Raw genomic sequence first — 13,148 nt, 5'->3', positions numbered from 1 at the left:
TTCCATCGACGAGGTTGCCAGTCAGCTCAAGGGGGAATCGCAATGATTTACCTGACGCAATTGCGCGCGCTGCTGGAGCAACACTTTTCACCTCGCGCCTGCGAATGCAGCGTGTCGGGAGACAACTCGGTGACGGTAAAGCTGTATCACCCGGAGTCGGGTGAGGTTGACCTGGTGGTCAGCGGATTGAAGGTGTCGAGCCTGAATTCGCCGCAAGCGGTGGCGTCGCTGATAGAAGAGCTGCGTTACGAGTTGCAGAGCAATAGTTTGCATCGCTCGGGTGAGAATCAGTAAGAGCTGTCGTTTTTCGGGATGAAAATCGGCCTGCGTGGCTTATTTGCTGGCATTGGCCGGTGACTGGGCTATAAGAAATGCGAGGGTAAAATTTTCTGTGACCGGTCCGCGACTTCGCGGTGTTGTCGTCGAGTCGCGGAAAACATCGATTACTTACCGCAGGTCAGCCTATGAACAGTCTTGGAAAACGTGCTTTTTCGCCGTTGTCGCTTGCCTTCTGCATTGCGATCCTCAGCGGCTGCTCCAGTCCACCGCCTCCGCCGCCACCGTTACCCCCGGTAGAACGCCACTGCGAAACCATCGACAAGACCGAAGTGTTGGGTGATGCGAGAGCGGATGGGGAAGTTAAGCGCATGACCACGACCACGCGCTGCATTACCCAATAGACCCCAAACACAGAACCTGTGGCAGCCGAGCAAGCTAGGCTCCCACAGGGAGTGTGGTTTGACAGCCCGTAACGGATTGGCTCCGGGCTGCCTTGGATGCATCTATCAGGACAAGAACCCACCGTCCACATTCAACGAAACCCCAGTGGTGTAGCTCGACGCATCACTGGCCAGGTACAACACCGCGCCCGCCATTTCACTCGGATCAGCAACACGCTTGAGTGGAATCTGCTGCAACGCGGTTTTGAGAATCGCATCGTTCTTGACCAGTGCCGAGGCAAACTTGGTGTCGGTCAGGCCTGGCAGCAGGGCGTTGCAACGGATGCCGAATTGCGCGCATTCCTTGGCGAATACTTTGGTCATGTTGATCACGGCGGCCTTGGTCACCGAGTAGATGCCCTGGAAGATGCCCGGCGAGACGCCGTTGATCGAGGCGACGTTGATGATGCTGCCACCACCGTTTTCGCGCATGATTTTGCCGGCTTCCACCGACATGAAGAAGTAGCCGCGGATGTTGACGTCGACGGTTTTCTGGAAGGCGCTGAGGTCGGTGTCCAGCACGTTGCAGAACTGCGGGTTGGTCGCTGCGTTGTTGACCAGAATGTCGAGACGGCCGAACTGTTCCTTGATGCCGGCGAAGACCTGGCTGATCTGTTCCATTTCACCGATGTGGCAAGCGACGGCGGTGGCTTTGCCGCCAGCGGCGATGATCGCGTCGGCCACATGCTGGCAGCCGTCGAGCTTGCGGCTCGAGACGATGACGTGGGCGCCTTGCTGGGCCAGGAGTTTGGCGATGGCTTCACCGATGCCACGGCTGGCGCCGGAAACGAAAGCGATCTTGCCGTCGAGGTCGAACAACTGAGTCTTGGACATGGGGTTCTCTTATAAAAAGTCTTGTTATTGGGCCAGGCGCGTAATCAAAGGCTGGATTTCTGGATGACTTGCAGGCTCATTTGCTCCAGCAGTTTGTTCATGTGAATGAACTGCGCGAAGCGTTTGTCCTGGGTCTGACCATGGAAGAAGCGGTAGTAGATTTGCTGGACGATGCCCGCCAGGCGGAACAGGCCGTAGGTGTAGTAGAAGTCGAAGTTGTCGATCTGGATGCCCGAGCGTTCAGCGTAGTAGTCGACGAATTCACGGCGGGTCAGCATGCCCGGTGCGTGGCTCGGCTGGCGACGCATCAGTTGCACCGGTGCCGGGTCGCCGGCTTCGATCCAGTAGGCGAGGGTGTTGCCCAGATCCATCAACGGGTCGCCGAGGGTGGTCAGCTCCCAGTCGAGCACACCGATGATCTGCATCGGGTTTTGTGGGTCGAGGATCACGTTGTCGAAGCGATAGTCGTTGTGGACGATGCTTGATGTCGGGTGGTCGGCCGGCATCTTGTCGTTGAGCCAGGCTTTGACCACGTCCCACTGTGGTGCGTCCGGGGTCAGGGCTTTCTCGTAACGATCGCTCCAGCCTTTGATCTGGCGGGCGACATAACCTTCGGGTTTGCCCAGATCACCCAGGCCGTAGGCGTTGTAGTCGACACGGTGCAGTTCAACGAACTTGTCGATGAAGCTTTTGCACAGGGCCTCGGTTTTTGCCGAATCCAGACCCAGTTCCGGCGGCAGTTCGGAGCGCAGGATGATCCCGTTGACCCGTTCCATCACATAGAACTCGGCGCCGATCACCGATTCGTCGGTGCAGTGCACGTAGGCTTTGGGGCAATACGGGAAGCCGTCCTTGAGCTGGTTGAGAATGCGGAATTCGCGGCCCATGTCGTGGGCGGACTTGGCTTTGTGGCCAAATGGCGGCCGACGCAGGACAAATTCCTGCTCGGGGTATTCCAGCAGGTACGTCAGGTTCGATGCGCCGCCGGGAAACTGGCTGATCTGCGGCAAACCTCTGAGGCCCGGAATGTGTGCCTTGAGGTACGGATCGATCAGGCTGGCATCAAGTTCTTCGCCAGAGCGGATACGGGTGGACTGGTCAGTAAGCGCCATGCTTATCCCTTCTGCTTATTTTGGAGGCCTGCGACTATTGGCTAATCTAATCCGCACACCCGGCACCCACAACCATCAACAGCCCTTATAGGTGAGCGTGTTGCCGGGCAATCATTGCTTTTGATACACCTGTTTGAATGAGCCTCAAATCGCAGCGCTGCTCAGCGATGTCGGCAGTTCGATGGGGGTCAAGACCGGGTTGCCGGAGAAGAACGCCGTCAGATTGCGTCCCACCAGTTCGACAGTGCCTTGAGTCGCCTCCGGGGACAAACCCGCCACATGAGGCGTCAGGATCACGTTGGCCAGCGACTTGAGCGCCTCCGGCACATGCGGTTCGGCATCGAACACGTCCAGCGCGGCACCGGCAATGCGTCGTTGCTCAAGCGCACTGATCAGGTCGGTGCTGACGATCACGCTGGCGCGGGCGATGTTGACGAGGAACCCGTTGGGCCCCAAGGCGTCGAGGACTGGCTTGTTGATCAAATGTCGGGTGCCAATGCCGCCAGGGGTCGCGATAATCAGAAAATCCGAGGTGCGCGCCAGTTCGGTGGGCGTTGAGCAGAAGGTGTACGGCACATCGCTGCGATGCTGGCGGTTGTGGTAACTGACCGTCATGTCGAAGCCATTGGCGGCGCGTTTGGCGATGGCCATGCCGACGGCGCCGAGGCCCAGGATGCCCAGGCGCTTGCCGGCCAGGGAAGGGCGCATGATCTTCGGCCACTCACCACGACGCACTGCCGCATCGCAGCGGGGGATGTCACGCACCAGCGCGAGCAGCATGGCCATGGCGTGGTCGGCGACTGATGAGGCATTGACGCCGGCACCGTTGGTCACCGTTATGCCGCGGTCAGCGGCGGCTTGCAGGTCGACGTGTTCGTACCCGGCACCGATGACGCAAATAATCTTGAGATTGGGCAGGGCGGCGATTTCATCGGCGTAAAGACCCAATGGGCCGCGTGTCAGCACGGCATCGATCTGCGCTCCATGACGGCTGATGGCCGCCGCGCGTTCGGCGGGTGTGGGGGCAAGAATCAGGTGAAAACCCTGATGTTCGAGAATCGGCAAGTAATCATTGATGGTTTCAACCAGTACCAGAACGGTTGCAGGCATGCTGCGCTCCTGTGGGCATCGAAATTGTCGGGGCTCGAACGTTGCTTCAGATTGCGGGCTCCCGCACAGTTTAGCAACGGCCAACAGTCGCACACGTGGATGTTCAGTTTGATGAACCTTTTGAAGTCAGAAAGGTGCGGGCGGCGTCGAGAATTTCCTCCGATACGGCCTCGCCGCGGGTGGCGCGGGCGAGGGTCAGGGCGCCCACCATCAGCGAGTACTCCACCAGTGCCTGTTGCCGATCGGCATCGACATCGCCCGAATCGAGCAGCGAACCATAGGCTTTCAGCAGCCGGTTGAGCCCCTCCATGAAGGTCTGGCGCAAACCACTGTCGGCCTCTTCGTGGCACATGTCCCCGGCAAAAGCCGCCACCGGGCAACTGTCACCCGGGTTGTCGCGGCTGGCTGGCGACAGGTAAGGCTCGATCAGCGCACGACGGGCGGCGTCCTTGTCGTCAACATGGGCGGCGATCCGTTCCTGCCAGCGTTCAGCCGACTGCTCGAACGCCCGATGACTGGCTTCCTGCGCCAATGCCTCCTTGGACTCGAAATGTCCATAGAAGCCCCCATGGGTCAGGCCTGCGGCGCCCATGACGTCGACGACACTGATGCCGTGCACGCCTCGCTCGCGAAACAGCCGCGTGGCGGCCTCGACGATGATTTCGCGGTTGAGGTCGGCTTGCTTGCGGGAAACGCGGGGCATCAGTGGCTCACAGGTATGAAAGGTGGGGAATCAAAGGGCGTATTGGGCAATCCCGTTGCCGAACGACCAGTTCTCTTTTTTAACTTCCACCAGATTGATGAAAACATCCTCCAGGCGTACCGCCAGCTCGCGATTCAGGCTCTCGGCGATGGTTTTGTAGAGCAGCTTTTTCTTCTCGTCCGTGCGGCCTTCGCTCAGCGTGATCTGGATGATCACCAGATTGTCGGTGCGGTTGATGCCCAGGTATCCAGGGTCGAAGATGAAATGGTGTTCATCGTGTTCCGTCAGGATCTGGAAGTTATCGTTCTCCGGTACGGCAATGGCGCTGTGCATGGCCGCGTAAATCAGCTGGCCGACGCGTTTGGCGAAGGTAGGGTCTTGGTGTTTTTTGATGTCGACACGAACCAGTGGCATGGGATGTCTCCAGAAAAAAGGCCGGTCAGTTAAAAATACATGACGAATGTCCTTTATCAAGCGAAAGCTGTTATCTGGCTATGAAACATCCGCATGCCGTTTGTGGGAGTGAGCCTCTGATCCGAGAGCGACTATTTCAGGTACCAGCCCCACGCCTGGTCGCTGATGTACTCGGTGACTTGCTTCACCTCCAGATAATTGTGCAGGCCCCACTGACCCAGCTCGCGGCCAATGCCGCTGTGTTTCATCCCGCCCCACGGGGCTTCGACGAAAGTTGGCTGCGAACAGTTGACCCAGATGATTCCCGCCCGTAACTGGTTGGCGACGCGGGCGGTGCGTTGCAAATCAGCGCTCATTACTGCGGCGGCGAGGCCGAAGCGACTGGCGTTGGCCATTTGCACCGCTTGCTCTTCGGTCTTGAAACGCTTGATGCACAGCACCGGGCCGAATACCTCTTCGCGCCAGAGAATGCTGCTGTGCCCGGGCTCGTCGAAGATCGCCGGTTCAATAAAGTAACCTTCAGGCAGATGCGCCGGTCGCCGACCACCGATGAGTAGACGGGCACCGCTGGCGAGGCCTTGATCAATGAAACCGAGGACCTTGTCATGCTGGCTTTGACTGACCAGCGGGCCGAGCAGGACACCGGGTTCCATGCCCGGGCCGATACTGATCTTGCGTGTTTCCTCCACCAGTCGTTCGACCAGGCGCGGGGCAATGTTTTCCTGCACCAGCAGGCGTGACGTGGCGCTGCACACTTGGCCCTGGTTCCAGAAAATCCCGAACAGAATCCATTCCACCGCCGCCTCGACATCGGCGTCGTCGAATACGATGAAGGCAGACTTTCCGCCCAGTTCGAGGCTGATGTTCTTGATGTCGCGGGCGGCCGCCGACATGATTTTCGCCCCAGTGGGCACGCTGCCGGTAAAGGCCAGCTTGTCTACGCCGGGATGTTCGGTGAGCGGGCTGCCGGCGTCGGCACCGAGGCCGGTGACCACGTTCAATACCCCGGCGGGCAAACCAATACGGTCGGCGGCAGCGGCCAGCTCCAGTGCCGTGAGAGGCGTCAGTTCGGACGGTTTCAACACCACCGTGGCGCCTGCAGCCAGGGCCGGTGCGACTTTCCACGCCGCCATCAACAAAGGGTAGTTCCAGGGAATGATCTGCCCGGCGACGCCAATCGGCTCATGACGGATACGGCATCGAAAGCGTGCGTCCGGCAACGTCAGCGGTTGATCCTGCTGGTGATCCAGTTCGCGGGCCAGGCCGGCGTAATAACGGAAGCAACCAATGGCATCGCCGACGTCCCATTGCGCTTCGGGCAATGGTTTACCGTTGTCACACACTTCCAGTTCGGCCAGGGCTGCTTGGCTGTTTTCCAGTTCATCAGCCAATGCCTCCAACCATTGCGCGCGTTCGGCGCCGATGGTCTGGCTCCAGCCGTTATCAAAGGCTCGGCGTGCGGCGCGCACCGCGTGATCGATGTCTTCTTCGGTGCCCGCGGCTACCCGATGGAAAACGGCTTCGGTGGCCGGGTCGATGACGTCCAGATAACCGCCCAGGTCCGGGCTGACCCACTCGCCGTTGATATAAAGCTGATCACGCATGGTTGGACTCCTGAACGCCGGTGCGGCGGTTTTGCAGAGAGCGGGAAGTGAATAGCAGGGCCAGCGAGGCGCAGATAATGACGGTCGAGACCGCGTTGATCTCTGGCGTCACGCCGCGGCGGATCGATGAAAAGATGTAGATCGGCAACGTCGTTTCGGAACCCGCAACGAAGAACGCAATGATGAAGTCGTCGAAGCTGAAGGTGAACGCCAGCAGGAATCCGGCCATGATTGCCGGGCTGATCTGCGGCAGGGTCACCCGCCAGAACGTTTGCATGGGTGGGGCATAGAGGTCCGCTGAAGCTTCGAGCAAGGCCTTGTCCAGCGAGTCGACGCGGCTGCGCACGATCACCATGACCAGCGCCATGGTAAACAGCGAATGCGCAGCAATCACCGTGGCAAAACCCATGTTCAGACGCGGCATATTCGGAATCCAACTCGCCAGCAGCGGATTGATCAGGTCGAACAGGGTAATGAACGCAATCAGCGTCGAGATGCCGATGACGATGCCCGGCACGATGATCGCGCAATAGGTCAGTGCATCGAACAACAGGCGTACTTTTTTACCCGCGCGTTGCAGGCCGAACACGGCCAGGGTGCCGAACAAGGTGGCGATCGCCGCCGAAGTGAAGGCGATGAACGCACTGTGCCCCAGCGCTTCCATGATGAACGGGTTGCCAAAGGCGCGACCAAACCATTGCGCCGAACAGCATTCGAAGGCCAGGCCACTGCGCCCGGCGTTGAAACTGAACAGCACGATCAACGCGATCGGCGCGTAGAGAAACAGGTACAGCGAGGTCGAATAGCTGCGCAGCCACATGTCACAACCCTCCATCGGCAGGGCGGCCGCCGTAGCGCGCCACCAGTTTCAGATACACGCCGATGATCAGCAGCATCATCGCCACCAGCGTCATTGCCAGGGCACTGCCGAACGGCCAGTTACGCGACTGCAAGAACAGGTCGACCAGCGCGTTGCCGACAAAGAACACCTTGCCCCCGCCGAGAATCGCCGGGATCAGGAACTCGCCCATCAACAGGATGAACACCAGCATCACGCCGGTGATGATGCCCGGCGCGGACAGCGGCAAGGTGATCCGCCGGAAGCTCTCGAGCGCGCTGGCACCGAGATCGGCAGAGGCTTCGAGCAGGCGTTTGTCGAGTTTTTCGAGGCTGACGTAAATCGGAAACACCATCAGTGGCAGGTAGCCGTAGACGATACCGATCAGCACCGCCCACGGCGTGTTGATCAGCCGCACGTCTTCCAAGCCAAGGCTGGCGAGCAGGGCGGGGATGCCCTTGCCGCTGAGGATGAAGATCCAGGCGTAGGTACGGATGAGGAAACTGGTCCAGAACGGTACGATCACCAGCGTCAGCAACAGCGAGCGGTTACGGGTGACCTTGACCGCCAGGAAGTAGGCCAGCGGGTAGGCCGCGACCAGGCACACCAGGGTGCCCAGTGGCGCCAGCATCAGCGTGTTGCTGAATGCCGCGCCACGCGAGCCGAGGTTCAGGTAGTTGGCCAGGGTGAAGCCACCGGCGTAGCCGCCCACGGCACTGCGCTCGCCGAAACTGAAGACCAGGATGATCACCAGAGGCATCAATAACAGCAGCAGGAACCACAAGGTCGAAGGCAAGAGCATCAGCAGGGTGATCCGCCGACCGAGGCTGCGCCGTTGACGTACCTCGATTGACAGCGCATTGCCCGGCTGCACCGTTTGCGGTTGGGCGGCAGCATTCATGGGTGACTCCTCATTGGCCATGGTCAGGCGATCAGGCGGACTTGAAACGCGCCATCAGTTCGGCGCGCGCCGGGCTGGTGAGCGTTGCGGCGGCGCCGAACTCCAGTGGGCTGAGTGCTTCGGCGGCCGGGTACATGATTGGATCGTCGAGCATCGCGGTGGGAAGCAATGCATCGACCCGTTTGTCACCGCTCGGATAGCCGTGACTCAACACTTCGAGTTTGTTGTGCTGCGGGTCGAGCAGGTAATTGATGAAGGCGTAGGCCGCGTCCTTGTGCTCCGAGCTTTTCGGGATGGCAAAGAAATCACTCCACAGTTCGCCTCCCTCCTTGCCCAATTCGAACTGCATCTGCGCGTTGTCGCGGTGCAATTGCGAGGCGTCGCCGGTCCACGACATCGCGAGCCAGGCATCGCCGCTGCGCATTGATGGCTGAATGTCGGAGTTGATGGCGAACAGGTGCGGTTTAACCTCGATCAGCAGTTTTTCCGCGTCGGCCAATTCTTTTGGGTCGAGGGAGTTAAAGCTGTAGCCGAAACTTTTGAGGGCGTTGCCGATGGCGGTCAACTGGTAATCGTGAACCATCGTCCGGCCGCTGGCCGGGCCTTGGGCGGCGGCCCAGAACTCTTTCCAGCTGCTCGGCCCGTTCTTCAGTTTGCCGGCGTCGTAGAGCATGCCGGTTGTACCCCAGTTTTTCGGCACGGCGTACACCTTGCCGTCCACGGTGCCTTGGGCCATGAATTTTTGCTGGAATGCCGAGGCATCGAAGTTGGGGATGCGTGACAGGTCCAGCGGCTCGATCAATCCCAGGCCGACGTAAGTGCTGATGGTGTAGTTGGTCGGTACCAGTACGTCCCAGCCACTGCCACCGGCTTGCAACTTGGCGAGCATTTCTTCGTTGGAGCCGAACACGCTCATCGAGACGCGGGCGCCGGTGGTTTTGCCGAAGGTGTCGAGGTTTTCCTGGCTGTGGTAGTTCGGCCATGTCGCCAGTGACAGGCGATCCCCCAGCTTGGCCTGTTCGGCCGCTTCTGCGTTGGACGTCAGCAGGCCGGGCATATGGGTGGCGACCACGGCGGCGGCAATCCCCAGGCCGGTGCGGCCAAGAAATTCGCGACGACTGATCGAGCCGTTCTGCCAACTGCGCAGGGTTTTGATAAACGTCTTCTGGTCCATAGCACGCTCCACATCCGGTTGATGAATCGAGTCGATGATTTACAACGCCATGGCCAGGCCATTGGCGTGATCCCAGCCGACGCTCACTGCTGCGCCGTGTTCGAATGCGTTGGCGCCGTGATCCTGCTGGCGGGGCACCCGCACGCAAACCACGCCAAAGGCCTGGGTGCGCACGCGGTATTCGGTGGAATTGCCGAGGTAGATGCGGTCTTCCACGCAGCCTTGCAGTGTCACTTCACGAGCCAGTTCGGCGTGGGTGCCGGCAATGCTGATCAACTCCGGGCGCACCGCGATGCAACCGGCGGTGTCAGCGCTCAGGGCCTTGCCGGTCGGCGTCAGCGGGCTGGTCAGTTCCAGGCCTTGCTCGGTACGCAGCACCACCGAATTGCCGTGCAGGTGGCGCACGGTGCCGTTGAACAGATTGGATTCGCCGATGAAGTCGGCGACGTAACGGCTGGCCGGAGCTTCGTACAGTTGTTCCGGGGTGGCCGTCTGGATGATCGAACCGTTGCGCATCACGCTGATGCTGTCGCTCATCGACAAGGCTTCTTCCTGGTCGTGGGTGACCAGTACGAAGGTGATGCCGACCTCGCGCTGCAAACGCAGCAGTTCGGATTGCATTTCCTTGCGCAACTTGCGGTCGAGCGCCGCCAGTGGCTCGTCGAGCAATAGCACGGTCGGTTTGTTGACCAGCGCCCGGGCGAGGGCGACGCGTTGCTGTTGGCCGCCGGAGAGTTCGCTCGGTTTACGTTGGCCGAAGCCGCTGAGGCGAACCATTTCCAGGGCCTCATCGGCCATGCGCAATTGGGTTTTCTTATCCGGGCGCGGGGTGCGATAACGCAAGCCATAGGCAATGTTCTGCGCCACCGTCAGGTGCGGGAACAGGGCGTAATGCTGGAACACCATGTTCACCGGCCGTTCGAACGCCGGTACGCCGGCGACGTTTTTGCCGGCCAGGCGTACTTCGCCGCTGGTAGGTTGTTCGAAGCCGGCAATCATGCGCAGGGTCGTGGTTTTACCGCAACCCGAGCCACCGAGGAAAGAATGGAACGAGCCACGACGCACGGCGAAATTCAGGCCATTGACGGCCGCCACCTCGCCATAGCGTTTGACCACATTGCAGAATTCGATATCGCTTGGCTGGTTGTCATTCACGGTGCGGCTCCCCTTGCAGTGATCAATCATTGCGTCGGGAGCCAAACTAGCAATCGCGGTTTTGCGCTGTATATATCCCTTGGGGGATAGAGTCGTTTTCAGGTGTCAGGCTTCGGCGTGCAGTTCCTGGCCGGTGAGGTCACGGATGAACAGCCCGAGCAGTTCAGACTGGCTGCCGATGCCGAGCTTGGCGTAGATGTTCTTGCGGTGAATCTTCACCGTGCCGGGGCTGATGCTCAGTTGCTCGGCCACCGAGGCACTGGAGTGACCGCGCAGCAGCAACTGCACCACCTCCTGTTCGCGGCCGGTAAGGATGTGCGCACCGAACTGATCGAACGCTTCGCGGATCTTGAAGTCGAGATCTTGTGCCGGGCGCGGCTGTTGCGCCTGACGCAAGCGCCAGGCTTCGTTGACGACTTGTTCGACGACGGCTTGTGCGCACTCGATCAATTGCATTTCGTCACGACTGAACGCGCAACTGGCCGAGGAGCGCATCAGCGATAGAACGGCCATGGCGCCGTCGCCGAGTTCGACAAAAAATGCCACTTCTTCGGCCAGGCCGGTTTGCTGGTAATAAGTCAGGTAGTACTCGCCGAGGTAGAAGTGGTCGGGCGCGAACTGGCGCAAGCGCCACAATCCCGCTGCTTGTCCGCGGGTGCAGGCGAGGTAGAACGGATCGAGCAGATACGGACCGCACTGGTAGTCATCGACATACACCGCACGCTTGTCGGCGGCAAAGGTGTCGAACAGCGCCAACGGTCGGTGATTGCCCTCGTAGACGAACAGGACGAAATGATCGACCGGACACACCTGGCGCAACCAATGGCTCAACGCCGATAACCGCGCATGCCCGGCAGGCAGGTCAAGCAGGTGGGCGACACCGGTGGTCCAGAGTTTCAGTTCCTTGGGGCGCATGGCGGTTTCAGACAGGAGTGGAGTGCCAGTGGATGCACAAACTACGCCATGCGGGGTGCGCCTTGCCACACGGGGCGCACGCCGTTACGTCAGTGAAAAGATGCACCGCAACAGGGCTGGATGTTACCGAGTGCTACACGGTTGGTAGCAGAAACGATCGTATCGGCACACAGCCCTGCTCCTGCATAACGTCCTGAAAACCTCTGATCCGCACAACCATTCCTCAGCTAAGTCTTTGCTTCTGTTGATTAATCCCGGACAATCGCGCCCCTGTTTCGGCCAGGGCGCTGCCTGTCGGGTTTTTCCGACTCGTCCTGACCGGGTAGCAACTGACCGGAATGCGGAGATCCCACCGGATGAATGATCAGGCCAATAGCGTCGACAAACGCTATGTAACGGCGGCACCAGCAACGCTTGAGAGCTGGAATCGTCATGACACCACCTGGATGCTGGGCCTGTTTGGCACAGCCATCGGGGCTGGCACGCTGTTTTTGCCGATTAACGCAGGGCTGGGCGGTTTCTGGCCGTTGCTGATCCTGGCGGTGCTGGCATTCCCCATGACCTTCTACGCACACCGTGGCCTGACCCGCTTCGTGCTGTCCGGACGCGAAGGCGCGGACATCACTGAAGTGGTGGAAGAACACTTCGGCATCAAGGCCGGTGCGCTGATCACCTTGCTGTATTTCTTTGCGATCTTTCCGATCCTGCTGATCTACAGTGTGGCACTGACCAACACCGTGGGCAGTTTCCTTGAGCATCAATTGCACATCATGCCGCCCCCGCGCGCGGTGCTGTCGTTCGTGCTGATTCTCGGTCTGCTGGCGGTGGTGCGTTGCGGCGAACAGGCGATCGTCAAGGCCATGAGCCTGATGGTGTATCCGTTCATCGTTGCACTGCTGTTTTTGGCGGTGTTCCTGATCCCGCACTGGAACGGCGGCATTCTGAGCACTGCCAGCACGCTGCCTGAACCGTCGGCGCTGCTGCATACCTTGTGGCTGGCGATTCCAGTGATGGTGTTCTCGTTCAACCACTCGCCGATCATCTCGGCGTTTGCGGTCGACCAGAAGCGCCGTTACGGCGAACACGCCGAAGAGCGCAGCTCGCAGATCCTGTCTCGCGCCCACCTGCTGATGGTGGTGATGGTGCTGTTCTTCGTCTTCAGTTGCGTGCTGACCCTGTCGCCAGCACAACTGGCCGAAGCCAAGGCGCAGAACCTGTCGATCCTGTCGTACCTGGCCAACCACTTCAGCAACCCGACCATCGCCTTCGCGGCGCCGTTGATTGCCTTCGTGGCCATCTCCAAGTCGTTCCTGGGGCACTACATCGGTGCCAGCGAAGGTCTTAAAGGCCTGATCGTCAAAAGTGGCAAGCGCCCGGCACCCAAGACTCTGGACCGCATGACTGCTGCGTTCATGCTGGTGGTGTGCTGGATCGTTGCCACGTTGAACCCGAGCATTCTCGGGATGATTGAAACCCTCGGTGGTCCGGTCATCGCGTCGATTTTGTTCCTGATGCCGATGTATGCGATCCGCAAGGTGCCGGCGATGGCGCGTTATCGCGGGCAGGCGTCCAATGTCTTCGTGACGGCGGTGGGCCTGGTGGCGATTACAGCGTTGATCTACTCGCTGACCGCGTGATCGTTCGGCCTGCTCGCGCAGCGCCGGATTGA

13 protein-coding genes are annotated in these 13,148 nt (G+C 60.0%); 2 read left to right on the top strand and 11 right to left on the bottom strand.

Going from position 1 to position 13,148, the window contains the following annotated elements; all coding sequences use genetic code 11:
- Positions 1-42 precede the first annotated feature (42 nt).
- Positions 43-294 carry a DUF1652 domain-containing protein gene (locus tag J2X66_RS13100; RefSeq protein ID WP_310264883.1) on the top strand — a complete coding sequence of 84 codons (252 nt, stop codon included), beginning with the start codon at positions 43-45 and terminating at the stop codon, positions 292-294.
- A 491-nt stretch (positions 295-785) separates the two neighbouring features.
- On the opposite strand, the gene J2X66_RS13095 is transcribed toward J2X66_RS13100, so the two are convergent.
- The 11 genes from J2X66_RS13095 to J2X66_RS13045 all read right to left on the bottom strand — a co-directional run bounded on the left by J2X66_RS13095 (position 786) and on the right by J2X66_RS13045 (position 11,479).
- The gene (locus J2X66_RS13095) at positions 786-1,553 is read right to left on the bottom strand and encodes an SDR family oxidoreductase (protein ID WP_007948679.1); all 768 of its coding nucleotides are present in this window, start codon (positions 1,551-1,553) and stop codon (positions 786-788) included.
- A gap of 44 nt (positions 1,554-1,597) precedes the next feature.
- On the bottom strand, positions 1,598-2,665 hold the full coding sequence (locus J2X66_RS13090; RefSeq protein WP_310264881.1) for a phosphotransferase family protein: 1,068 nt from the start codon (positions 2,663-2,665) through the stop codon (positions 1,598-1,600).
- Between the two features lie 144 nt (positions 2,666-2,809).
- A complete protein-coding gene (locus tag J2X66_RS13085; RefSeq protein WP_310264879.1) occupies positions 2,810-3,775 on the bottom strand; it encodes a 2-hydroxyacid dehydrogenase in 966 nt (321 codons plus the stop codon).
- Between the two features lie 103 nt (positions 3,776-3,878).
- Positions 3,879-4,478 (bottom strand): TetR/AcrR family transcriptional regulator, encoded by a 600-nt coding sequence (locus J2X66_RS13080; RefSeq protein ID WP_310264877.1) that lies wholly within the window; start codon positions 4,476-4,478, stop codon positions 3,879-3,881.
- A 30-nt stretch (positions 4,479-4,508) separates the two neighbouring features.
- Positions 4,509-4,892, bottom strand: coding sequence for a tautomerase family protein (locus J2X66_RS13075; RefSeq protein WP_027923324.1), 384 nt, complete (start codon positions 4,890-4,892; stop codon positions 4,509-4,511).
- Between the two features lie 131 nt (positions 4,893-5,023).
- Positions 5,024-6,496 carry an aldehyde dehydrogenase family protein gene (locus tag J2X66_RS13070; RefSeq protein WP_310264873.1) on the bottom strand — a complete coding sequence of 491 codons (1,473 nt, stop codon included), beginning with the start codon at positions 6,494-6,496 and terminating at the stop codon, positions 5,024-5,026.
- On the bottom strand, positions 6,489-7,316 hold the full coding sequence (locus J2X66_RS13065) for an ABC transporter permease (protein WP_310264871.1): 828 nt from the start codon (positions 7,314-7,316) through the stop codon (positions 6,489-6,491). The genes J2X66_RS13070 and J2X66_RS13065 overlap by 8 nt, the downstream gene beginning before the upstream one ends.
- A 1-nt stretch (position 7,317) precedes the next feature.
- Entirely contained in the window at positions 7,318-8,235 is a 918-nt protein-coding gene (locus J2X66_RS13060) for an ABC transporter permease (RefSeq protein WP_310264868.1), read from the bottom strand.
- A gap of 31 nt (positions 8,236-8,266) precedes the next feature.
- On the bottom strand, positions 8,267-9,409 hold the full coding sequence (locus tag J2X66_RS13055) for a spermidine/putrescine ABC transporter substrate-binding protein (RefSeq protein WP_310264865.1): 1,143 nt from the start codon (positions 9,407-9,409) through the stop codon (positions 8,267-8,269).
- Positions 9,410-9,448: 39 nt separating this feature from the next.
- Positions 9,449-10,564 (bottom strand): ABC transporter ATP-binding protein, encoded by a 1,116-nt coding sequence (locus tag J2X66_RS13050; RefSeq protein WP_310264864.1) that lies wholly within the window; start codon positions 10,562-10,564, stop codon positions 9,449-9,451.
- 105 nt (positions 10,565-10,669) lie between these two features.
- Positions 10,670-11,479 carry a LuxR C-terminal-related transcriptional regulator gene (locus J2X66_RS13045; RefSeq protein ID WP_310264862.1) on the bottom strand — a complete coding sequence of 270 codons (810 nt, stop codon included), beginning with the start codon at positions 11,477-11,479 and terminating at the stop codon, positions 10,670-10,672.
- A gap of 356 nt (positions 11,480-11,835) precedes the next feature.
- On the opposite strand from J2X66_RS13045, the gene J2X66_RS13040 reads away from it, so the two are divergent.
- Positions 11,836-13,116, top strand: a complete 1,281-nt coding sequence (locus tag J2X66_RS13040) for an HAAAP family serine/threonine permease (protein WP_310264860.1) — start codon at positions 11,836-11,838, stop codon at positions 13,114-13,116.
- Positions 13,117-13,148: the final 32 nt, after the last annotated feature.

It is taken from the genome of Pseudomonas sp. 3296, assembly GCF_031456615.1.
Lineage (GTDB): Bacteria > Pseudomonadota > Gammaproteobacteria > Pseudomonadales > Pseudomonadaceae > Aquipseudomonas > Aquipseudomonas mucoides.
The sequence above is the reverse complement of the archived record's forward strand: the minus strand, read 5'-3'. Positions and strand labels throughout refer to the sequence as shown.